Consider the following 22038-nt stretch of genomic DNA (forward strand, 5'->3'; position numbering starts at 1 on the left):
GCGGTCCCTCGATCGAGCGCGTCGGGGATGCGCCGGCGGGTGCCGGACGCATCTAGGAGGGCTTGACCGCGGCGCTGGCCTTGGTGAGCGCGGTGTACCCGGTCTTGGAGCCGGTGACCTTGACCGTGATCGACTTGGCCTTATCGGCGGTGACGAGCTTGTAGGTGCTCGAGGTCGCGCCCGAGATCGCCGTCGTCCCGCGGTACCACTGATAGGTCAGCGTGACGGGGGCCGGCGTCCAGGTGCCGGGCTTCGCGGTGAGGGTCTGGCCGACCTTCGCGGTCCCGGTGATCGTCGGGGTGGCGCCGGTGAGGACGCCGCCGGTGACGAGCGTGGTGGTGGCGCTGGTCTTGGTGGCGGGGGAGTAGCCGGTCTTCGTGGAGGTGACGGAGACGGTGATCGTGGCGCCGGCGTCGGAGGCCTTGAGCACGTAGGTCTTCGCGGTGGCGCCGGAGATGTAGGTGCCCCCGTTCTTCTTCCACTGGTAGGTCAGCGTGGTGCCGGAGTCCCAGGTGCCGGGGTTGGCGGTGAGGGTCGAGCCGACCTTCGTCGTGCCGGTGATCGTCGGCGTCGGCATCAGCGTCTGCAGCGCTGCCTTGGCGGTGACCGCGGCGCTGGTCTTCGTGACCGCGGTGTAGCCGGACTTCGTGCCGGTGACGGCGACGGTGATCGCCGCGCCCGCGTCGGCCGCGACGAGCGTGTAGGTGCTCGCGGTGGCGCCGCTGATCGCGGTGCCGTTGCGCTGCCACTGGTAGGCGAGCGTGACGGGCGAGGGCGTCCAGGTCCCGGGGACGGCGGTGATCTTCTGCCCGACGGTCGCCGTGCCGGTGATGGTCGGCGTGGCTCCCGTGATGACCGCGCCGTTGGTGACGGCGGCGGTCGTCGCGCTGGTCTTGGTGGCGGGGGAGTAGCCGGACTTGGTGCCGGTGACGCTCACGGTCAGCGTCGCTCCGGCATCACTCGCCTTGAGGACGTACGTCTTCGCGGTGGCACCGGAGATGTACACGCCGTTGTTCTTCTTCCACTGGTAGCTCAGCGTCACGCCGGAGTCCCAGGTACCCGGATTCGCGGTCAGCGTCGACCCGACGGTGGTGCTGCCGGTGATCGTGGGCGTCGGCATGAGCGTCTGCAGCGGCAGCCCGACCTGGGTGGCCGAGCTCGTGCGGGTCGCAGTCGTGTACCCGTACTTCGTGCCGGTGACGCTGACGGTCAGCGCGGTGCCGGAGTCGGCGGAGGTGACGACGTAGCTGCTCCCCGTCGCGCCCGCGATAGCGGTGCCGTTGCGTTTCCACTGGTACGCCAGGTTGACGGGCTCGGGGCCCCAGTTGCCGGGGTTCGCGGTGAGCATCCCGCCGATCGCGGCGGACCCGGTCACGGTCGGCACCGAGTTCGTGAGCGAGCCTTCGGTGACGGGTACCGGAGCGCTGACCCGCGCGGACGGGGCGTACCCGGCCTTCGTGCCGGTGACGCGGACGCTGACCTCACCGTTGTAGAGCTCGTTGTCGCGCACGACGAACTGCGGTTCGGTCGCCCCGTTGATGGGAGAGGTCCCGCTCAACCACTGGTAGCTGAGCTCGACGGGCTGGGGTCCCCAGGTGCCGGGGACCGCGGTGAGAGTGTCGCCGACCGCGCCGGACCCGGTCACCGTCGGAGCTGCCGACGTCAGTGTCCCGACCTTGGTGAGCTGGAGCGTGATGGGGCCCGAATTGAACTCGAAGCCGGACACCTGGATGAAGTAGGTCTTGCCGGCCTGGGCGACGAAGTGCGTGTTCGCGCGGTCCCGCGAGAAGCTGTAGCCCTCCGGCTCCACCGACTGGCCCACCGGGCACTCGAGGAGCTGTCCGGGAGTCGTGCCGTCGGAGGAGTAGACCCCGACGTTCGCCTCGATGGCGCTGCTGCCGACGTCGGCGCGGACGGACGCCGTGCTAGTCGGCGTGTACTTGTACCAGAGCGACCCCATGAACGCGTTGTAGTCGCAGCCGGAGTAGGGCTGGTACCAGTTGAAGTCGACCTTCGCGTTCGTGGTGGTGATGGTGGCGGGCAGAGCGGTGACGGCCGTCGCAGTGGAGTAGGTCGTGTTCGGGATCGCGGCGCTCGAGGTGACGGTGAGGCTCGCCGTGCCCGAGGGAGCATCGCCGTCCCACGACTCGCGCGCGCTGACCTGGAAGTAGTAGGTCACCCCGGCCTGAGCCTGCAGGTAGTTCGTGCGGCGGTAGTCGGTCTCGCTGCAGCTGAGGCGGGTGGCCGGCGTGACGGGTCCGTCGACGTAGGCGCTGACGAGGCTGTACTGCCCGGTGATCGCGGCCGAGAAGCTCAGCGTCTGGCGCTTGTCGGAGGCGTACCGATACCAGATCGAGTCGTAGCCGTCGGTCGGGTACTCCGAGCCATCGGGGTCGGTCGTGCGGCAGTTCGCTTCCTCGCCCGGCTCGAGAGTCGCACCGTCGTAGGGGGCCCCCGAGGACGAGTAGGGCAGCGACGGGATGGTCGTCGCGTTCGCCCGGTCGTCGTTGATCGGAGGAGCTGCTGCGGCGCCGGTCTGGCGAGCGGACGAGCTCGGAGGAGTCGCGACGACAGGCCCCTCCGTGTGCCACGTCCCCGCGATGGTCGTCTGCGGCTGCTCCTCCGCCGATGCTGCGGCTGCCGGCGCGACCAGCAGTCCGAAGCCCACGGCGAGGGCGGTCAAAGGCGCCAGGAGGCGGGAACGGGCAGGCTGAGGTGAGGGCATGGGGACTCCAAGACGAGCGGCGATTCGGGTGATGGTGCTGCGCCTGCTGGTCGTCCATGGATCTGCGGTCCTGCGAAGGCAGCTCAGTGTGATGAGATTCACAGGGTCCGCAAATGACCCACTTCGGGGGGTCCGTTTTGTCCTCTTCTCGAGGACGGTCGCCGCTGTTTCCGCGTCGTTACTGGGGTGTGCCTCCCGACCGGCCCCTGGTTCCGCGGTGAACCGGATGGCCTCTCGGAGGAATCAGAGCGGAACTACTCGCCCTGATCTCGCCCTGCGTCCTTGCCCCGGGGACACGGAGCTGCGCCGAGCGGAAGGATCCGACAGCGAAGAGACATCAGGTCTCCGTCGCCCCCGCCCGCGAACCATCGCTTCTCGTCCTGGGCGGCGCGACGATGAGCCGGATCGCCCTGTGGTCCGCGCTACTGCAGCGGGTATGCGCGCCCGTTCACCAGCAGCGTGTCGCCCGCGGCGCTTTCCGGGCCGAGGTGGTCCTCGAGCGACGCGGCGGCCGTGTCGGCGGCGGCGCCCTGGGCGGCCACTCCGGTCGAGAGCAGCAGGCCGCAGGCCAGCGCGGTGATCACGGTGGTGCGGTTGCTCGGCATGCGGTTCATCGGCGTCGTCCTTGGCGTCGTGGGGGTCGCCGCCCCCGGGGTGTGGGAGCGGTTTCAGAACGCTCCGAGCCTACGGCTCCGACCCGATGCGCCGCCTGGCACCTTTCTGGGGTTCCCCTGTGCGCCTCGGCGGAGGCGCGCCCGATCGCGGTGGGCCTCGATACGCCCCGCTGGCTACTCGACCAGCAAGCGCGAGCCCGTGCCGAACCGCCCGAAGTGGTCTGCGCGAGCTGCATGCTGATCGAGTAGCCCGCATCGCGGGCGTATCGAGATCCACCACCGTCAGAACGGCGGCGGTGTGTCGACGAAATGCGGTCGCGGCCGCAGGTCCGGCGGCCGCCCCGGCAGCGGGGGCGGCCGGTTGCTGACGCGCCGCCCGGTCGGCGTCGTCCACACGATCGTTCCGTCGTCACCTTTCGTGTAGGTCCATCGGTCGCCGTGCCGGAGGTGATGATGCGCCGTGCAGAGCGAGACGAGGTTCTCGAGGGAGGTCTCGCCGCCGTTGCGCCACTCGAGGGTGTGGTCGGCCTCGCTGCGTGCGGCGGTGCGCAAGCAGCCGGCGAAGCGGCAGGTCTGATCCCGCAGCTGCAGGTGCAGCCGCATCCGTGACGGCGGGACGCGCTGGGTCCGGCCGACGGAGACGACGGCACCGGTGTCCCGTTCGGTGAGCACCCGGGTGAACGACGCCGCCGTCCGGATCAGCTCCCGCGCGACGTCGGCAGGGACGGGGCCGTAGCCGTCCAACTCAGCGGGCTCGTCATCGAGATCCACGGCCGTGGACGCCGCGAGCGTGAGCCGCACCTCCGCCCGGACACCGGGAACGAACGTCGGGTCGGGGCGGTCCTCGGCGTCGGGAGTGGTGCCGATGATGTCGCCGTCGCAGAGGAGATCCACGGCGACGTCCGCGCGAAGCTGCGAGAGCGTGCGCTCATCTCCCGCATCGCGCAGAGAACGGGCCATCCGGTCGGCGCGGTCGTAAGCCCCCATCACCGCAGGGGCTGGCCAGTACACGCACAGCGTCGCCATTCCGTCCACATCCGGCGTGACCCACACGGCCCGGTCCGTCCGGGCGCGGGCGTGGCGCGCCGCGAGGGACTCCTGGTGCAGTTCCTCCCGCCAGCGGCGCAGGGCGCGGCGCAGCTGCGTGAGCGTCATCGACGGCGCCGCTTCCGCGACGCGCTCATCGAGAGTGGCGCGGGACCCCTCGGGGAGGCTGCTGGCGGTCGCGCAGATCGCCTCCCCTTCCTCCCAGTGCAGGCGCGCCTGCGCGAGGAGGGCGCGCGTGAGCGGCAGGTGCTCGAAGAGCAGCTGCGCGTTCTCGAGACGCCGGGCGATCACCTGCTCCGACAGACCCTCCGCGACGGCGAGCTCCGCGCGGATGGAGCGCTCGACGAGATCGCGGGTCTCGCTGGGGGTCGCGCCCCGGGCGAAGACGTCCGGGTGGGCGAGTGCAGTGCGATGGAAGTCGTAGAGGTACCGGGCCTCGGCGAGACGCGGCTGGGCTGCGGCGCGGGCGTTCGCGGCGGCACGGTCGCTGAGCACGCGCAGGTGCGCGAGCACTGCCTCTGTCGATCCGAAATCCGTCATACGAGTATTGAATCAAGGACTACCGACACGCGGGCCGGCTCAAGGGCGCAAAGGGACGATCGGGGGCCGAACTGGGGCTGTGGAGGAGGCACTGCGCCGACGGGGAAGGTCTCGATACGCCCCTGCGGGGCTACTCGACCCGCATGAAGCGGAGGACCCTCGGCCTGGCGATGGCGGGTCTCGATACGCCCTGCGGGCTACTCGACCAGCATGATCACCGCCACCCACACCTGCGCAGCGGCACCGCGTCCCCTGCTGATCGAGTAGCCCGCGCAACGGGCGAATCGAGATCCACCGGTGTCGGAGCGGGAGGCCATCGGCCCCCGTGACGGAGGGGGTGGGTCTCGATACGTCCCTGCGGGACTACTCGACCAGCATGAGAGAGAGATGCTGGTCTCACTTCCCCTCGCCACCGGGACGGAACGGCGTCCCGCGCACGCCCGCCGTAGGCTGGCCGGATGACGTCCCGGGTGCGCCTCCTGCTGGCCTCGTCGCATCCCGGGCCGACCGTCACCGTCACCGTGCTGGCGACCGTGCTCGCCGTGGCGTCCGGGCACGCACCAGGGATCGTCGTCCTCGTGGCGCTCGCCGTCTTCGCCGGGCAGCTCTCGATCGGGCTGGCGAACGACTGGATCGACGCCGACCGCGACCGCGCCGTCGGCCGCACCGACAAGCCCGTCGCGCTCGGCCGGATCAGCGTCGGCGAGGTCCGCGCCGCCGCACTCGGCACCGCCGCGGTCGCCGTCGTGCTCTCGCTCCTGCTCGGGCCGGTCGCCGCCGTCGCCCACCTCGTCCTCGTCGCCGCGGGCTGGGCCTACGACGCCGGACTCAAGCGCACCGCGTTCTCCGTCGTCCCGTTCCTCGTCGCCTTCGGGCTGCTCCCCGTCGTCTCCGTCGCGGCGGGCGGCGGCCAGCTGCCGGCCTGGTGGGCGGTCGCCACGGGCGCGGTCTTCGGCGTCGCGATCCACTGCACCAACGTGCTCCCCGACCTCGTCGACGACGAGGCGACCGGCGTCCGCGGCTTCCCGCACCGCCTCGGGCTGCGCCTCTCCGGCGTCGTCGCGTTCGGCTCGCTGATGCTCGGCGCGGTGCTCGTGCTGCTCGGCCAGGTCGCCGGCGACGATCCGGTCGGCGGCCCGGGAATCGTCCTCGCCGTGGTCGCGACCGTGGCGGTCCTCGTCCTCGCGGCCGCCGGCGTCCGCCTGGTGCTCACCGGCCCGCCGACCCGCACGCTGTTCCGCCTGGTGATCGCCTCCTCGCTCGTCCTCGTCGTCGAGCTCGGCCTGGCGGGCGCGCGACTCGTCGCCTGACCGGCCCCGGCAGCCCGAGCAACCCGACCGGCGGCCCTACGACCACCGCATCGAGTACACCCGCGCCAGCAGGTCCGAGGTCGGCAGCGCCAGCAGCGCCCGCAGCAGTCCCTCGCGCCCGAGCAGCCCCGCGCCGCCGGCCGGCCGTCCCGCCGCCATGTTCAGCTCGGCCTGCCGCGCCGCGCGCCGCGCCACTCGCATCCGCCGCCGGGCGAAGGCGGGGAACGGCCCCGCCCTACCACTGCGCACGGCGTCCGCGAGCAGCGGCGCGAGCTCGGCCGCGTCGAGCCAGCCCAGGTTCATCCCCTGCCCGCCGATCGGGCTGATCTCGTGCGCGGCGTCGCCGATCAGCACCACCCGGCCGACGCCGATCCGCTCCGCCGCGCGCCGCCGCACCTGGAAGCCGCTGAGCATCGTGCAGGTCGCCGGGTCGGGCTCCGCGCCGGTCCGCGCCCGCACCACGGTGCTGAGCGCCAGGGCGGACGCCGGATCGGGCGCCGCGTCCGGCCGCCACGCGGGCGCCACCAGATCGTCACCGGCGAGCGCCACGTAGCGCCGCCGCCCGCCCGGCAGCGGGAACGACTCGATCACGCCGTCCGGCCCGACGTCGACGAGCGCCGACGACGCCCGCGCGGCCGGCTCCGGGTCGGCGAAGTCGCCCATCACGTAGGAGTCGGGGTAGTCGCGGCCCGTGCTGCGGATCCCGAGCAGCTCGCGCACCGCGCTGCGCGCCCCGTCCGCGCCGACGACGAAGGCGGCGAGCACCGTCACCGGAGCGCCGTGCTCGTCCGCCCCGGTCGCGTCGACGTGGTCGCGCCCGCGGTCGAGCCCGGTCAGCGTCACCCCCGAGCGCAGCGCGCCGGGCGCCGCAGCCTCCAGCCGTTCGCGCAGGATCGACTCGGTCCGGTGCTGATCGAGGGTGACGACGTACGGATGCGTGCGCGAGGCCCGTGCGAACGACAGCGCTCCGAGCACCCGGCGCCGGCTCACCGCGACGCCCTCCGCGACCCGGACGCCCTCGGCGAGGATCCGCTCGGTCGCACCGACCTCGGCCATCGCGTCGAGCGAGGGCGGGTGGATGCCGATCGCCCGCGACCCGGCGGGCACCGCGGTCCGCCGCTCCCAGACCTGCACGTCGACCCCGCGACGGGCGAGCAGCGCGCCCAGCAGCACGCCGACCGGTCCGCCGCCGACGACCAGCACATCGGTCCGCTGCAGGCTCATCCCCCCATGCAAGCAGACGCGGGAGAGCGACAGGCCGGGGGAGAACGTCACCGCCCCGAAACAGCCCCGGCATCTGCGCTCCCTAGCCTGGCCACGGTCTCCGCGGTCGGCGCGGAGCACGACGCCGCTGAACGGGGCACACATGAGTGGGAACACGGTCCGCCGCGACGCGATCAAGGACGTCGAAGCCTACGTCCCGCCCGCGGTCGTCTTCGATCAGACCGAGGCGCCGGGCGAGATCTTCGGCTCGAACGTCTTCAGCACGATCGTGATGCGGCAGCGCCTGCCGAAGTCGGTCTTCAAGTCGGTCATGGCCACCATCGAGCACGGCGCCGTGCTCGACCCGCTGGTCGCCGACGCCGTCGCCTCGGCGATGAAGGACTGGGCCCTCGAGAAGGGCGCCACCCACTACGCGCACGTCTTCTACCCGCTGACCGGGCTCACCGCCGAGAAGCACGACAGCTTCTTCGAGCCGGTCGGCGACGGCTCGGCTCTGGCCGAGTTCGCCGGCAAGACCCTGGTCCAGGGCGAGCCCGACGCGTCGAGCTTCCCCAACGGCGGGCTCCGCAACACCTTCGAGGCCCGCGGCTACACCGGCTGGGACGTCACCAGCCCGGCCTACGTGCTCGAGAACCCCAACGGCAACACCCTCTGCATCCCGACCGTCTTCGTCTCGATGACCGGCGAGGCCCTCGACCACAAGACGCCGCTGCTGCGCTCGCAGCAGGCGATGGGCGAGCACGCCGTCCGCATCCTGAAGCTCTTCGGGCACGTCGCGCCGAAGCCCGTCGTCTCGTTCTGCGGACCGGAGCAGGAGTACTTTCTGATCGACCGGCACTTCTTCCTCGCCCGCCCCGATCTGCTGAACGCCGGCCGCACCCTCTTCGGCACCAAGCCGCCCAAGGGCCAGGAGTTCGACGACCACTACTTCGGCGCCATCCCGGAGCGCGTGCTCGGCTTCATGATGGACACCGAGCGCGAGCTGTTCAAGCTCGGCATCCCCGCGAAGACCCGGCACAACGAGGTCGCGCCCGGGCAGTTCGAGATCGCGCCGATGTTCGAGCGCGGCAACATCGCGGCCGACCACCAGCAGCTCCTGATGACCACGTTCAAGTCGGTCGCGAAGAAGCACGGGATGGAGTGCCTCTTCCACGAGAAGCCCTTCCTCGGGGTCAACGGCTCGGGCAAGCACGTCAACTTCTCGCTCGGCAACAGCGAGCTCGGCTCGCTCCTCGTCCCCGGTGACACCCCGCACGAGAACGCGCAGTTCCTGGTGTTCTGCGCCGCGGTCATCCGCGCGGTGCACCGCTACGGCGGGCTGCTGCGCGCCTCCGTCGCCTCCGCCTCGAACGACCACCGCCTCGGTGCCAACGAGGCCCCGCCCGCGATCATCTCGATCTTCCTCGGCGACCAGCTCGCCGACGTCTTCGAGCAGCTCGCGAAGGGCCCGGCGACCTCGTCGAAGGGGCGCGGCGCGATGCAGATCGGCGTCGACACCCTGCCGATCCTCCCGACCGACCCGGGCGACCGCAACCGCACCAGCCCGTTCGCCTTCACCGGCAACCGCTTCGAGTTCCGCGCGCCGGGCTCGATGCAGTCGGTCGCCGGCCCGATGGTGACGATCGCCACGATCATGGCGGAGTCGCTCGACTTCGCCGCGACCGAGCTGGAGACCGCGGTCGCCGCCGGCACCGACTTCGACACCGCGGTGCAGGACCTCCTGACCGCGATCATCACCGAGCACGGCGCTGTCGTCTTCAACGGCGACGGCTACGCGGACGCCTGGCCGATCGAGGCCGAGAAGCGCGGGCTCGCCAACCTGCGCACGACGCTCGACGCCCTGCCCGAGCTGATCACCGACTCCGCCCTCGAGCTCTTCGAGAAGTACCGGGTCTTCAACCACCGCGAGATGCACAGCCGCTACGAGATCGGCCTCGAGCAGTACGCGCTGTCGGTCGGCGTCGAGGCGCGGTTGACGCTCGAGATGGGCACGACCTCGATCCTGCCGGCCGCCGTGCGGCACCAGACCGAGGTCGCGCTGAACGTCGGCGCGCTGAAGGCCGCCGGAGTGGAGCCGGATCTCGCGCCGCTGCACGAGGTGAGCGCGCCGATCGCCGACCTGCGCACGGCGCTCGCCACGCTGAAGGACGCGCTCGCCGCGGAGCCGGGCCACACGGCCCTCGCCGAGGCGGAGCACGCCCGTGCCGCGCTGATCCCGGCGATGGCGGCGGTCCGCGAGGCGGCCGACACCATCGAGGGGCTCATCGCCGACGACCTGTGGCCGCTGCCGACCTACCAGGAGATGCTCTTCATCCTGTAGCCGGGCCCGGCCGATCGCCTCGCCCTGCTCGCCGCCTCAGCGCGCGCGGAGCAGGGCGAGGAACTCGTCGGCCATCGCCAGCTGGTCCTGCAGCTTCGCGCGGCGGAGCGACGCCTCCTCCTCGAAGGCGGCCAGCCGCGCGCGGATCGCGGCGGTCTCCTCCGGGGTCTCCGCCTGCTCGAGGCTGTCGACGACGCGCAGCAGCTCGGTCATCGCGTCGAGCGTGTAGCCGAGCGGCTTCATCCGGCGGATGAGCAGCAGGCGGTCGAAGTCGCGCTCGGTGTAGAGGCGGAACCCGCCCTCGGTGCGGCCGCTCGGCCGGAGCAGCCCGACCTCGTCGTAGTGCCGGATCGTCCGCAGCGACAGCGACGACCGGTCGGCGAGCTCGCCGATGCGCATGGTCGCCTCGACCTCCTCGGCCGTCAGCTCGGTGCTGTGCTCGTCCGTCATCTCGACTCCGTTCCGTCAACCCTCACGTTACGGTAGATTGGTCCGTCGTGTCCGTCCCCACCAGCCCGACCAGCCTGCCCGGGCCCCGCCCCGCCGCCGCGAACCGCGCGATCACCGTCCTCGACGCCCTCCGCTCGCCGCGCCAGCTCTCCCGCGAGGTGCTCGCCGGCATGGTGACGACCCTCGCGCTCGTGCCCGAGGTGATCTCCTTCTCGGTCGTCGCGGGAGTGGACCCGATGGTGAGCCTCGTCGCGTCGATCGTCCTCGCGCTGACGATGTCGATCCTCGGCGGGCGCCCCGGTGTGATCACCGCGGCCGCCGGCTCCGTCGCGCTCGTCATCGCGCCGCTCGTCTCGGAGCACGGCGTCGAGTACGTGCTGCCGACGGTGATCCTCGCCGCGGTCATCCAGATCGTCTTCGGCTTCGCCGGTCTCGCCCGGCTGATGCGGTTCATCCCGCGCTCGGTGATGATCGGCTTCGTCAACGCGCTCGGGATCCTGATCTTCCTGGCGCAGGTGCCGCATGTCATAGGAGTGCCCTGGATCGCCTACGCCCTCTTCGCCGCGACCCTGCTGATCATCTTCGTGCTGCCCCGCTTCACCACCGCGGTGCCGGCCCCGCTCGTCGCGATCGTCGTCGTGACGGCCGTCGTCATCCTCGCGAACCTGGCCGTCCCGGACGTCGCCGACGAGGGACCGCTGACCGGGCAGCTGCCCGGCATCACGCCGTTCCTGGTGCCGCTGGACCTCGCGACGCTGCAGCTGATCCTGCCGACCGCGCTCAGCGTCGCCTTCGTCGGACTGATGGAGACGCTGCTCACCGCCAAGCTCGTCGATGAGATGACCGGCACCCCCTCGCACAAGGGCCGCGAGTCCTGGGCGCTCGGGGTCTCGAACCTGCTCGCCGGCTTCTACGGCGGCATCGCCGGCTGCGCGATGATCGGCCAGACCGTGCTCAACGTGAAGACCGGCGGCGCGCGCACCCGGATCTCGACGATCGTCGCCGGCGTCTTCCTGCTCGCGCTGGTCACCGGCCTCAGCTCGGTGATGGGCCGCATCCCGATGGTGGCGCTCGCCGCGGTGATGATGATCGTCGCGATCAGCACCGTCGACTGGCACAGCCTCCGCCCCTCGACCCTGCGCCGGATGCCCGTGCCCGAGACGCTCGTGATGGTCGTCACCGTGGTCGTCGTCGTCGCGACCGACAACCTCGCGCTCGGCGTGCTGGTCGGCGTGATCCTGGCGATGATCCTCTTCGCCCGCCGCGTCGCCCACGTCATCGCGGTCGAGCGCGCCCTCGCCGCCGACGGCGCGTCCGTCCGCTACACCGTGACCGGCCCGCTCTTCTTCGGCAGCAGCAACGACCTCGTCGACCGCTTCGCCTACTCCGACGACCCGGCCGCCGTCGTCATCGACCTCGGCCGCGCCCAGATCTGGGACGCCTCCACCGTCGCCGCCCTCGACTCCATCGAGACGAAGTACCGCGACCACGGCGCCACCGTCACCATCGAGGGCCTCGACGAGCGCAGCACCGGCTTCCACCGCCGCCTGACGGGCCGCCTCGGCAGCTGACCCGCGTCCGTGCTGAGCGAGCGGCCCGCGGATCGGGCCCTCTCATGCTGATCGAGTAGCCCGCGCAGCGGGCGTATCGAGATCCACCACCGTCAGAACGCGAGTCTGCAGCCCCGCCCTGCTGATGACGTCGGGTCTCGATACGCCCCTGCGGGGCTGCTCGACCAGCAAGAAAAGGGGCGCGGCGCGTCCTCTCCCTCGTCCAGCACGGTCCGGGTTGCGCGCGGGGGACCGAGTGGAGGAGCCTCGGAGGCCCCCGGAGTACGCTCGCGCGCACCCCTTCCGACGCTCAGCAAGGAGTACGACCATGACCGACGACTCTCAGGGCTTCACCCTCACCCGGCTGTTCGACGCGACGCCCCAGGAGATCTGGAGCGCGTGGACCGACCCCGACGAGCTCGCCCAGTGGTGGCACCCCCGCGGGCTGACCACTCCGCGCGACACCGTCGAGGTCGACCTGAAGGTCGGCGGCCGCTACGCCTACACGATGGTCTCGACCGCGAGCGAGGAGACCTACCCGACCGGCGGTGTCTACCGCGAGATCACGGCTCCCGAGAAGCTCGTCTTCACCTGGGGCGAGCCCGGCGACGCGGACGCGCCCGTCGTGACCGTGTCGATCCGCTCGGCCGGCGAGCTGACGCGCCTGACCTTCGAGCTGGCCGGCGTCGACGGCGAGCAGGGCGACGACTCGTTCTACGACGGCTGGGACCAGGCGATCGACGCGCTGGCCGACCACCTCGATCCCGCCGCCTCCGTCGCGGGCTGAGACCTTCGCCTCCCTGCTCGGAAGCGTCAACCCCTGGAGCGGACGCCGCTGCGCGGGGTTGTCTGGTGGGCCCGCTCGACTCCGAGACGCGGGAGAGACGGAGGGCGCCCTTGACCGCGCACACCAGCAGGAGCGGCGACCGCATCGCCGCCATCGAGACCTACGCCGACGACGCCGGCTGGCACAACCGCATTGCGGGCGCCGCCGTCCCGCTCACCCGCCACGACTCCCGCGAGGAGGCGGAGCGCCTCGGCGCCGAGATGGCGCGGCAGCGCGGCGGCGGCCACCGGGTCCTCGCCTAGCGGCGCTGCCCCGCCCCGCGCCCGCCGCCGCTGCCCAGGGCCTGCCCAGGGCGCGGTGACACGCTGGCGGGAGCCGATGACGGCGAACCGGACGAGGGAGCAGTACCCGGCAGCACGACAAGACTGACTCGAAGGAGTGAGTCGTCGTGTCCTGGATCGTCCTGATCGTCTCCGGTGTCCTCGAGGCCGTGTGGGCCACCGCCCTCGGCAAGTCGGAGGGGTTCACCCGCCTCTGGCCGTCCGTGATCTTCGGAGTCGGCGTCGTCGCCAGCCTGTCCGGGCTGGCCTACGCGATGCGCGACCTGCCCACCGGCACGGCCTACGCCGTCTGGGTCGGGATCGGCGCCTCGCTGACCGTGCTCTACGGCATGTTCTTCGGCGGCGAGGGCTTCTCGCTCGTCCGCACGCTGCTGGTCCTCGGGATCGTCGGCTGCGTGATCGGGCTCAAGCTGCTGCACTGAGTCGGCGCCTTCCCAGGCGACGTTCCGCGCCAGCGCATTGCAGGAGAACGATCGTTCCCCTAGGCTCGGAACCCCAGGGAGAGCACCGGTACGGCAGGTGCTCCCCGCCCCGAAGGAGGAACCATGCCCACTCGTTCTGCACGCACCGCCTGGAACGGCTCGCTCGAGACCGGCGAGGGCCAGGTCGAGCTCTCGAGCTCGAAGCTCGGCACCTACGACGTCTCGTTCCCCAAGCGCGCGGCCGACGACGCCAACGGCTCGACCAGCCCCGAGGAGCTCCTCGGCGCCGCGCACTCGGCCTGCTACGCCATGCAGTTCTCGGCCGTCCTCGGCCAGGCCGGCGGCACCGTCGAGGCGCTCGACGTCCGCGCCGACGTCTCCCTCGGCCCGGACTCGGCCGGCGGCTTCAAGCTGACCAAGATCGCCCTCGTCGTCAGCGGCGAGGTCTCCGGCATCGACGAGGCCGCCTTCCTCAAGGCCGCCGAGGACGCGAAGAACACCTGCCCCGTCAGTAAGGCGCTCACCGGAGTCGAGATCACCCTCGACGCCACCTTCGAGGGCTGACGCTCCTCGCCCACGCACACGAGCACCCCGTCGCGCACTGCGGCGGGGTGCTTCTGCGTCCGGCGGGCGGATCCCGAGCACGTGCCCGCGCACAACATGAGCTGAGAAGGGGGTCCCTCCGCTGACAGAGGAGGCCGGGTGCTCTCAGCTGAGGTTGTGCGCGCCGACGCCGGCGACGGCGACCCCATGCTGGTCGAGTAGCCGCGGGACGCGGCGTATCGAGACCCCGCGTCAGGCGTCCGCGCGGTAGCGGAAGCCGGCGCCGAGGTGCTCCTCCGGCAGGCGGTCGCCGCGGCCGTGCAGCTTCTGGCGGAGCGTGCCCTCGACGTACTCGTCGGGGTAGGCGCCGCGGCGGCGCAGCTCCGGCACGATGAACTCGACGACGTCCTCGAAGGTGCCCGGGGTGATCGCGTAGGCGAGGTTGAAGCCGTCGACGTCGGTGTCCTCGACCCACTCCTGCAGGTGGTCGGCCACCTCGGAGGGCGAGCCGACGATGAACGGGCCGAGGCCGCCGATTGCGCCGAGCTTCGCGATGTCGCGGACCTTCCACTCGCTGCCGTCCTCGTTCGCCTCCTGGAAGTTGGCGACGGTCGACTGGATCGCGTTGCTCTTCACGTTGCCGATCGGCTCGTCGAGGTCGTACTGCGAGAGGTCGATGCCCATCCAGCCGGACATGAAGACCAGCGCGCCCTCCTCGCTCGCGTAGGAGAGGTAGTCGCGGTGCTTCGCGTGCGCCTTCTCGCTGGTCTCGTCGGTGATGATCGTCAGCAGCGTGTAGATCTTCGCGGAGTGGCGGTCGCGGCCGGCGGCCTCGAGCGCGTCGCGGATGCGCGAGACGGTGGCCTTCAGGCCCGCCTTGGTCGAGGACGCGACGAAGATCGCCTCCGCGTTGCCCGCCGCGAAGCGGATCCCGCGCGGCGACGCGCCGGCCTGATAGATGACGGGGGTGCGCTGCAGCGACGGCTCCGAGAGGTGGATGCCGGGCACGGTGAAGTTCTTGCCGCGGTGGCCGATCTCGTGCACCTTCGCCGGGTCGGTGAACACGCCGGACTCGCGGTCGCGGATGACGGCGTCGTCCTCCCACGACCCCTCCCACAGCTTGTAGAGGACCTCGAGGTACTCGTCGGCGACGTCGTAGCGGTCGTCGTGCTCGAGCTGGTCCTCGTGGCCCATGTTGCGCGCGGCGCTGGGCAGGTAGCCGGTGACGACGTTCCAGCCGACGCGGCCCTTGGTCAGGTGGTCGAGCGTCGACATGCGGCGCGCGAACGGGTACGGGTGCTCGTAGGCGGTGCCCGCGGTGATGCCGAAGCCGAGGTGCTCGGTCGCGGCGGCCATCGCCGAGACGAGCAGGATCGGGTCGTTCACCGGGACCTGCGCGCCGTGCCGGATCGCGGCCTCGTTCGAGCCGCCGTAGACGTCGTAGGTGCCGAGGACGTCGGCGATGAAGATGCCGTCGAAGGTGCCCCGCTCGAGCAGCTTCGCCAGACCGGTCCAGTAGGAGAGGTCCTTGTAGCGCCAGGACTGGTCCTGAGGGTGGCGCCACATGCCCGAGGACTGGTGGGCGACGCAGTTCATGTCGAAGGCGTTGAAGCGGATCTGACGAGTCATCCCCCGATCGTGCCCAGTGCACCCGGGAATCGGCACCGCTGTCGTCGCACGACGTCACAAAGCGATGGCCGTCGGACTGCGCCCACAACCCGAAACAGCTTCGCCCTTGATTCGGGTTGTAGCTTTAACCCGATACAACGGCGAAACAGCTTCGCCCTTGATTCGAGTTGTAGCTTTAACCCGATACAACGCACCCGCTGGTTCGGGTTGTCGAAGGGAGCCCGATGACGTCCGAGTGGCCGGCGCACGAGTACGAGACGCGCCCCTGGCGACAGACCGTCCGGGCCGGCACGCGCGCTGACCGGATGCTCAGCGAGGTCGTGGTCGCCCTGCCGCCGCTGATCGCGGAGTCCTCCTGGGAGCCGCCGCTCGCCTCTCGGCCGGCCCTCGACGATGCCAGGCACGCGGTCATCGCCCTGGACGCCGAGTACGGGAACCGGCTCGGCGTGCTCGGCCGGCTCCTCCTCCGGACCGAGGCGGTCTCCTCCTCCAAGATCGAAGACGAGGACGCGAGCCTGGAGGACTGCGCCCGCGCGACCATCGGCATCCGGGCGAACTCCAGTGCGACGTCGATGGTGGCCGCGGCCGAGGCGATGACGGGCATGGTCGACGCCGCCGGCCGGACGGGCCTGATCGACGAGGCGGCGATCCTCACGGCGCACCGGGTCCTGATGGCCGACGACCCGGTGGACGCCCGGTCCGCCGGGGCCTACCGGCCGATGCAGAACTGGATCGGCGGCAGCGACCACTCCCCGCGCGGTGCGGTGCACGTCCCCCCGCCGCCCGAGACGGTCCCGGCGCTGATGGCCGACCTGATCCGGTTCTCGAATCGGAGCGACCTCGACCCGATCGTGCAGGCCGCGATCGCGCACGCGCAGTTCGAGTCGATCCACCCCTTCACCGACGGCAACGGGCGCATCGGCCGCGCGCTGATCACCGCGATCCTCCGCCGTCGCGGGCTGACGAGGACCACGGTCGTCCCGGTGGCGTCGGCGCTGGTCGCGGATCGCGAGCGCTACTTCGAGCTGGTGAACGACTACCGGGACGGGGCGCTCGCGCACTTCGTCGACGAGCTCGCGCGCGCCTGCGCGATCGCGGCTCCCGAATCGGCCCGGACGGCCGCCGTCCTCGAGGCGCTCCCGGCCGCCTGGTGGGCCGCCGTCCGGCCGCGGGCGGGGAGTGCGGCGGCGCTCCTCCTCGACGGGCTGCTCGACCATCCGATCGTCACGACCGCCCGCGCGATCGCGCTGACCGGACGGGCGCCCTCGAGCGTCGGCGCGGCGATCGGGCAGCTCGTCGCCGCCGGCGTGCTGACGGCGCTGACCGACCGGAAGCGGGACCAGGCCTGGGTGGCCGTCGACGTCCTCGACGAGCTGGCCGACCTGGAGGACCGCATCGGCACGGCGATGCTCGACGCGCAGTCGGGCTGAGCCGGCCGAGCTGCTCGCCCGCTACGCCAGCTCGCGGGCCAGGAAGCGCACGTGCTCGCGGATCTGGAACACCTCGCCGCCCTCGTGGCCGTTGAACGGGTAGACGCGGATCTCGCGCGGGCCGGCGTAGCGGTTGTAGGAGGCGTAGACGGTGGAGGGCGGGCAGATCTCGTCGAGCAGGGCGACGGAGAACATCGCCGGGACCTCGGCGTGCGGGGCGAACGAGGTGCCGTCGAAGTAGGACAGCGTGTCGAAGACGAACGACTCCGAGCCGCGGTGGGTGCGCAGGTAGCGCACGACCTCGCCGTAGGGCATGGACTCCACGATCCGCACGGCGTGGCCGATGTGGCTGAGGAACGGGACGTCGATGATCGCGGCGCGCGCCGACTCCGACTCGCCGAGCAGGCCCAGGACGCCGGCGACGGCGAGGCAGATGCCGCCGCCCTGGCTGCCGCCCGAGATCGCGACGCGCGCCGAATCGACGGCGGGGTGCGCCCGCAGCACGTCGAGCGCGAGCACCGCGTCGGTGAAGACGCGGCGGTAGAAGTGGTCCGCGGGCGACTCGATGCCCTGGGTCATGAAGCCGCTGACGTGCGGGCCGCTGCCGACCGGGTCGGGGGTGTCGCCGCCGCGGTGGCCGGAGCCCTGGCCGCGGGTGTCCATCACCAGGTGCGCGTAGCCGGCGGCGCTCATCGCGGTCCACTCGTCGACCAGGCCGCGGCCGCCGCCGTAGCCGATGTAGGTGACCAGCGCGGGGAGGGGCCCCTCGACGCCGCGGGGGAGGATCAGCCAGCCGCGGATCGGGTGGCCGCCGAAGCCGGAGAAGGTGACGTCGAACATCTCCAGGAGCGGGAAGCCGGCGTCGACGGGCTCGAAGACGGGCTCGGTCGCGAGGCCGCGGGCCTCGGCGATGGTCTCGCGCCAGAAGTCCGCGAAGCCCTCGGGCTCCGGCAGGTCGGGCTGGTACTGCTCGAGGAGCTCGAGCGGGAGGTCGAACTGCGGCATCGCGGTCTCCGGGGTCGTTCGTCAGCGGACGCTCGAACCTATCGCGGCGACGCGCGTCCGCGGTGCCTGGACGCGGCGTGGGAGTGCGCCCCAGGACGGAATTCCTCCCCTCTGCGGGCGTTCCCTTCCCCATGACCACTTACGGAATCATCGGAGCAGGCAACATCGGCAGCCAGGTCGCGCGCGCGGTCCTCGCCCAGGGCGACGAGGTCGTGATCGCGAACTCGCGCGGTCCCGAGACCCTCGCCGACCTCATCGCGGAGCTCGGCCCGAAGGCGCGCGCCGCCACGGCGCAGGAGACGGCCGAGGCCGCGGAGATCGCGGTCGTGACCGTGCCGCTGAAGAACCTCGAGCAGGTGCCGGTCGCGCCGCTCGCCGGGAAGATCGTCCTCGACACGAACAACTACTACTTCGAGCGCGACGGCCGCATCGAGGCGCTCGACAAGGGCGAGACGACCACGAGCGAGATGCTGCAGAAGCACCTCCCGGAGTCGAAGGTCGTCAAGGCGTTCAACCACATCATGGCCGCGGACATCACGACCGACGGCACCCCGGCCGGCACCGAGGACCGCCGCGCGCTCGCCACGTCGAGCGACTACCCCGAGGCCGTGCACTTCGTCACCGACCTCTACGACCGCCTCGGCTTTGACACCGTCGCGATCACGCCGCTGAGCGAGTCCTGGCGCGTCGAGCGCGACCGCCCCGCCTACGTGGTGCGGCAGAACCGCGAGGAGCTCGAGGCCAACCTCGCGAAGGCCCCGCGCACGGTCTGACCGAGCGGTCTGTCCGACCCCTTGTCCCGCGGGAGGGGGGCAGCGCCTGCGACACTGGAGCGAGACCCACCGCGCACCAGTGAGCCCGCCGGCTCCGAGAGGAGAGGTCCGCGCATGCCCCCCGAGATCCCCGACGTCCCCGCCGTCGATCGGCTGACCCGCCGCGGCCTCACCCGCCGCGGCGTCGTGCTCGGCGGCCTCGCCGTCCTGCCGCTGCTGAGCGCCTGCACCTTCGACTCCGCGTCCCCCTCGGACTCCGAGCCGCAGGAGGCGCCGCGCACGCAGGCCGCCGCACCCGCCGGTCCCGTGGCGCTCGCCGCCGACGCCGCGAGTGCGAGCGCCCTGCTGTTCACCGCGGCGCCGCTCGTCGTCGTGGTGGAGGACGTACCCGCCTCGGTGCTGCTCGCCGCGCAGGTGAGCATCGCCTGGGGCGTGCCGCTGCTGGTGGAGAGTGCCGGATCCACGTCGACCGCGACGGCCTCGGCCTCGCCGTCCGACTCGTCGATCGACGCCGAGCTCTCCCGGCTCGGCACCACCCGTGTCGTCGCCGTCGGCGCCGTCGCGGAGCACGCGGGTGTCGACACCGTGACCGCCGCCGCCGAGGCCGCCGCGATCGAGGAGGCGACCGGAGTCGCGGTCGGCCCGCTCGACGTCGCCTCCCTCGTCGCCCTCGCGCCCGGTGCCCCCGCGGAGCCGCCCTTCGGCGCGCTGCCGGCGCGGGCCGAACCGCCCGCCGGGGTGACCGCCCTCGCCCAGTCCGCCGATGTCGCGGCCGTCGCCAATGCGCGCGCCGTCGGCGTCCCGGTGACCCTCGTCGGCGACTCCGTGACCGACCTCCTCGCCTCGGGGCCGGCCGTCACCGCGATCGCCGACGCGGGCGCCTCCTGCACCCTGCTGCTCGGACCGGTGCTCGCCGCGCAGTCGCTGCCGGAGTGGTCGGTGCGCGCCGCGGCGAGCGGTTGGCAGCTGCCCGGCGGCGGGCAGCGCCTCTTCGGCGGGCACCTCTACGTCGCGATCTACGGCACGCCCGGCGCACCCGTCCTCGGCGTGCTCGGCGAGCAGGGTCTCGACGCGACGATCGCGCGGGCGGAGGCGGTGGCCGAGCCGTACCGCTCGCTCACCGATCTGCAGGTGGTGCCGAGCCTCGAGATCATCACCACGGTCGCGGCGGGCAGCGCCGGCGGCGACGGCGACTACTCCAACGAGCTCGACCCAGCGGGCATACGCCCCTACATCGACGCGGCCGCCGCGGCGGGCATGTACGTCGTGCTCGACCTGCAGCCGGGCCGCTCCGACTTCCTCACTCAGGCGCAGGCCTACGAGGAGCTGCTGCGCCTCCCGAACGTCGGCCTCGCCCTCGATCCGGAGTGGCGGCTCGCGCCCGACGAGGTGCCGCTCGCGCAGATCGGCCGCGTCCAGGCCGCCGAGGTCGACAGCGTCTCGAGCTGGCTCGCGGACCTCGTGCAGCGCGAGGGCCTGCCGCCGAAGATGTTCGTGCTGCACCAGTTCCGGCTGTCGATGCTGCAGGACCGCGACAGCATCCGCCGCGACCGCCCCGAGCTCGAGTTCCTGATCCACGTCGACGGCCAGGGCGGCCAGCCCGACAAGCAGGCCACCTGGAACGCCCTGCACGAGGGCGCCCCCGAGGGCATCGCCTGGGGCTGGAAGAACTTCTACGACGAGGACCTCCCGATGCTGACCCCCGCCCAGACGATGTCCGAGGTCGCCCCCCTCCCCGACCTGATCACGTACCAGTAGCCCCCCCTTCCGCGAGATGCCACTTGCGCGCGCGACACGCCGTGAAAAGCGTGCACAAGTGGCATCTCGCGGTCGGGGTCAGCGACATGAGCGCCGTCGAGGGAGACCTCGTCGACGTCGACGGTCGTCCTGGTGAGGAGGCGGGTCATGCTTCGTGCAGGCCACGGTCCAGGGTGTCCCCGGAGTGTGCGCTCGCGACCGCCGAGAGGAGTCGGCGAGCGTTCTCCGGGGAGTGGAGCAGATACGCGGTCTCGACCTGCGACTCGTCCTCCTCCGGCGCGCCTGCCATGAGAGGCTCGATCCTCTGACCCATACGAGCATGGTCCCACGTCCACCCGGCTGACGTGTGAGTTCTCGCGAGATGCCACTTATGAGCGCGACACGCCGTGAAAAGCGTGCACAAGTGGCATCTCGCGGAGGGGGACGGACGGGGCCGGGGTCAGGAGGGCTGGTGGGCGGCCTCGCGGCGGCCCTCCTCCTTGGCCTGCTCGACGAGGGCGGCGACGCGGCGGCGGGAGCGGGTGCGGCCGGCGAGGAGCGCGGCGAGGATCAGCGCGAGGCCGAGCAGGACGGCGAGCTGGGGCAGCGGGACGGCGGCGGTGGTGGTCGACTCGGTGAGCGGGGCGATGTCGACGGGGTCGAGGCCGTCGGGGGTGACGACGGTCGGCGCGACGGTGAGGTCGGTGCCGACGGCGAAGAGGGGCCAGACGTCGTCGAGCGGGAGGGTGACGGCGCGGCGGTCGCCGGGGAGCAGCTCCTGCTGGGCGGCGTCGGCGGCGACGAGCGGAGCGGTCGCGCCCTGGGCGGTGGCGCTGCCGTCGAGGAGGAGGCGGACGTTGCCGGTGTTGACGATGTCGGCGGTGACGGTGAGGGCGCCGGGCTGGAAGGGGTTCCAGGAGAGGCGGTAGTCGCCGGTGAGGTTCTCGACGGCGACGGCGGGGGCGACGTCGCCGGTGACGCGGGTCATCACGCGGAAGCCGATGCGGCTCTCGACGCCGACGGAGGAGCCGCCGACGTCGGTGCCGACGGAGACGAGGGAGGCGGCGATGCCCGCGGCGTGGTCGCCGGGCTCCGCGTCGTCGGGCACGGAGACGGTGAAGGGGACGATGCCGGTGCCGCCGGGCTCGACGGTGACGGTCTCGGGGGCGGTGATCCAGGTGCCGGCGTCGACGGACTCCTGGTCCGAGGGGAGCATGTTGAAGCGGCCCTTGTCGGTGAAGTAGCCGTCGGCCGCGTCGATGCGGAAGGTGACGGTCTGGTCGCTGAGGTTGCGGACCGCGGCCTGCTCGTCGGCGGTCGCGCCGGGGTCGAGGTCGAGCTCGACCCACGAGCGCTTGTCGACGGCGCCGTCGGTCGCGGGGCTGACCGCCCAGGTGATCTGGTCGGTCGCGGCGGCGGCGAGGGCCGGGGGAGCGGCGGAGAGCGCGAGCGCGCCGACGAGGACGGCGAGGAGGGCGCGGAGCACGGAGGTCATGGGGAGTCCAGGTTCTCACGGGGTGGAGGGGACGCGGGCCCTCTGCCTGCGGAGCGAGGAGGCAGCGGAGCGGGCTCTCTGCATGCTGATCGAGTA

18 protein-coding genes and 1 riboswitch are annotated in these 22038 nt (G+C 72.0%); of the genes, 10 read left to right on the top strand and 8 right to left on the bottom strand.

Features of this window, described 5'->3' with window-relative positions; translation table 11 throughout:
* Positions 1-52 precede the first annotated feature (52 nt).
* From MT355_RS12030 to MT355_RS12040, 3 genes are all read right to left on the bottom strand, one after another.
* A complete protein-coding gene (locus tag MT355_RS12030) occupies positions 53-2725 on the bottom strand; it encodes a hypothetical protein (RefSeq protein WP_243599709.1) in 2673 nt (890 codons plus the stop codon).
* Positions 2726-3147: 422 nt separating this feature from the next.
* Entirely contained in the window at positions 3148-3339 is a 192-nt protein-coding gene (locus tag MT355_RS12035) for a hypothetical protein (RefSeq protein ID WP_243599710.1), read from the bottom strand.
* A 282-nt stretch (positions 3340-3621) separates the two neighbouring features.
* Positions 3622-4926, bottom strand: coding sequence for an HNH endonuclease signature motif containing protein (locus MT355_RS12040; protein ID WP_243599711.1), 1305 nt, complete (start codon positions 4924-4926; stop codon positions 3622-3624).
* 458 nt (positions 4927-5384) lie between these two features.
* On the opposite strand from MT355_RS12040, the gene MT355_RS12045 reads away from it, so the two are divergent.
* On the top strand, positions 5385-6236 hold the full coding sequence (locus MT355_RS12045; RefSeq protein ID WP_243599712.1) for a UbiA family prenyltransferase: 852 nt from the start codon (positions 5385-5387) through the stop codon (positions 6234-6236).
* A 36-nt stretch (positions 6237-6272) separates the two neighbouring features.
* Here MT355_RS12045 and MT355_RS12050 read toward each other — a convergent pair whose 3' ends face one another.
* Entirely contained in the window at positions 6273-7460 is a 1188-nt protein-coding gene (locus tag MT355_RS12050) for an NAD(P)/FAD-dependent oxidoreductase (protein ID WP_243599713.1), read from the bottom strand.
* 142 nt (positions 7461-7602) lie between these two features.
* Between MT355_RS12050 and MT355_RS12055 the strand changes: the two genes are divergently transcribed.
* Complete coding sequence (locus tag MT355_RS12055) at positions 7603-9780, top strand: glutamine synthetase III (RefSeq protein ID WP_127888167.1); 2178 nt, start codon at positions 7603-7605, stop codon at positions 9778-9780.
* 36 nt (positions 9781-9816) lie between these two features.
* Here MT355_RS12055 and MT355_RS12060 read toward each other — a convergent pair whose 3' ends face one another.
* Positions 9817-10230: a MerR family transcriptional regulator gene (locus tag MT355_RS12060; RefSeq protein ID WP_160086759.1), complete on the bottom strand. Its 414-nt coding sequence runs from the start codon at positions 10228-10230 to the stop codon at positions 9817-9819.
* Between the two features lie 74 nt (positions 10231-10304).
* Between MT355_RS12060 and MT355_RS12065 the strand changes: the two genes are divergently transcribed.
* From MT355_RS12065 to MT355_RS12085, 5 genes are all read left to right on the top strand, one after another.
* Positions 10305-11801 carry a SulP family inorganic anion transporter gene (locus MT355_RS12065; protein ID WP_243599799.1) on the top strand — a complete coding sequence of 499 codons (1497 nt, stop codon included), beginning with the start codon at positions 10305-10307 and terminating at the stop codon, positions 11799-11801.
* A gap of 307 nt (positions 11802-12108) precedes the next feature.
* Positions 12109-12567 (top strand): SRPBCC domain-containing protein, encoded by a 459-nt coding sequence (locus MT355_RS12070; RefSeq protein WP_243599714.1) that lies wholly within the window; start codon positions 12109-12111, stop codon positions 12565-12567.
* A gap of 110 nt (positions 12568-12677) precedes the next feature.
* A complete protein-coding gene (locus MT355_RS12075; protein WP_243599715.1) occupies positions 12678-12869 on the top strand; it encodes a DUF2188 domain-containing protein in 192 nt (63 codons plus the stop codon).
* A gap of 67 nt (positions 12870-12936) precedes the next feature.
* Positions 12937-13002, top strand: a riboswitch (guanidine-III (ykkC-III) riboswitch).
* A gap of 13 nt (positions 13003-13015) precedes the next feature.
* Positions 13016-13330, top strand: coding sequence for a multidrug efflux SMR transporter (locus tag MT355_RS12080; RefSeq protein WP_123444485.1), 315 nt, complete (start codon positions 13016-13018; stop codon positions 13328-13330).
* Between the two features lie 123 nt (positions 13331-13453).
* Entirely contained in the window at positions 13454-13894 is a 441-nt protein-coding gene (locus tag MT355_RS12085) for an OsmC family peroxiredoxin (protein ID WP_123444486.1), read from the top strand.
* A 231-nt stretch (positions 13895-14125) separates the two neighbouring features.
* Here the strand turns inward: MT355_RS12085 and MT355_RS12090 are convergent, their stop codons facing one another.
* A complete protein-coding gene (locus tag MT355_RS12090) occupies positions 14126-15502 on the bottom strand; it encodes an LLM class flavin-dependent oxidoreductase (protein ID WP_243599716.1) in 1377 nt (458 codons plus the stop codon).
* A gap of 224 nt (positions 15503-15726) precedes the next feature.
* Between MT355_RS12090 and MT355_RS12095 the strand changes: the two genes are divergently transcribed.
* Positions 15727-16932: a Fic family protein gene (locus tag MT355_RS12095; protein WP_243599717.1), complete on the top strand. Its 1206-nt coding sequence runs from the start codon at positions 15727-15729 to the stop codon at positions 16930-16932.
* A gap of 21 nt (positions 16933-16953) precedes the next feature.
* Here MT355_RS12095 and MT355_RS12100 read toward each other — a convergent pair whose 3' ends face one another.
* A complete protein-coding gene (locus MT355_RS12100; protein ID WP_243599718.1) occupies positions 16954-17937 on the bottom strand; it encodes an acetylxylan esterase in 984 nt (327 codons plus the stop codon).
* Between the two features lie 131 nt (positions 17938-18068).
* Between MT355_RS12100 and MT355_RS12105 the strand changes: the two genes are divergently transcribed.
* A complete protein-coding gene (locus MT355_RS12105) occupies positions 18069-18710 on the top strand; it encodes an NADPH-dependent F420 reductase (RefSeq protein WP_243599719.1) in 642 nt (213 codons plus the stop codon).
* A 114-nt stretch (positions 18711-18824) separates the two neighbouring features.
* Positions 18825-20468 carry a hypothetical protein gene (locus MT355_RS12110; RefSeq protein ID WP_243599720.1) on the top strand — a complete coding sequence of 548 codons (1644 nt, stop codon included), beginning with the start codon at positions 18825-18827 and terminating at the stop codon, positions 20466-20468.
* 439 nt (positions 20469-20907) lie between these two features.
* Here the strand turns inward: MT355_RS12110 and MT355_RS12115 are convergent, their stop codons facing one another.
* Positions 20908-21942 (bottom strand): WxL protein peptidoglycan domain-containing protein, encoded by a 1035-nt coding sequence (locus MT355_RS12115; RefSeq protein ID WP_243599721.1) that lies wholly within the window; start codon positions 21940-21942, stop codon positions 20908-20910.
* Between the last annotated feature and the right edge of the window lie 96 nt (positions 21943-22038).

The organism is Rathayibacter sp. VKM Ac-2929, assembly GCF_022815495.1.
GTDB classification, from domain to species: domain Bacteria; phylum Actinomycetota; class Actinomycetes; order Actinomycetales; family Microbacteriaceae; genus Rathayibacter; species Rathayibacter festucae.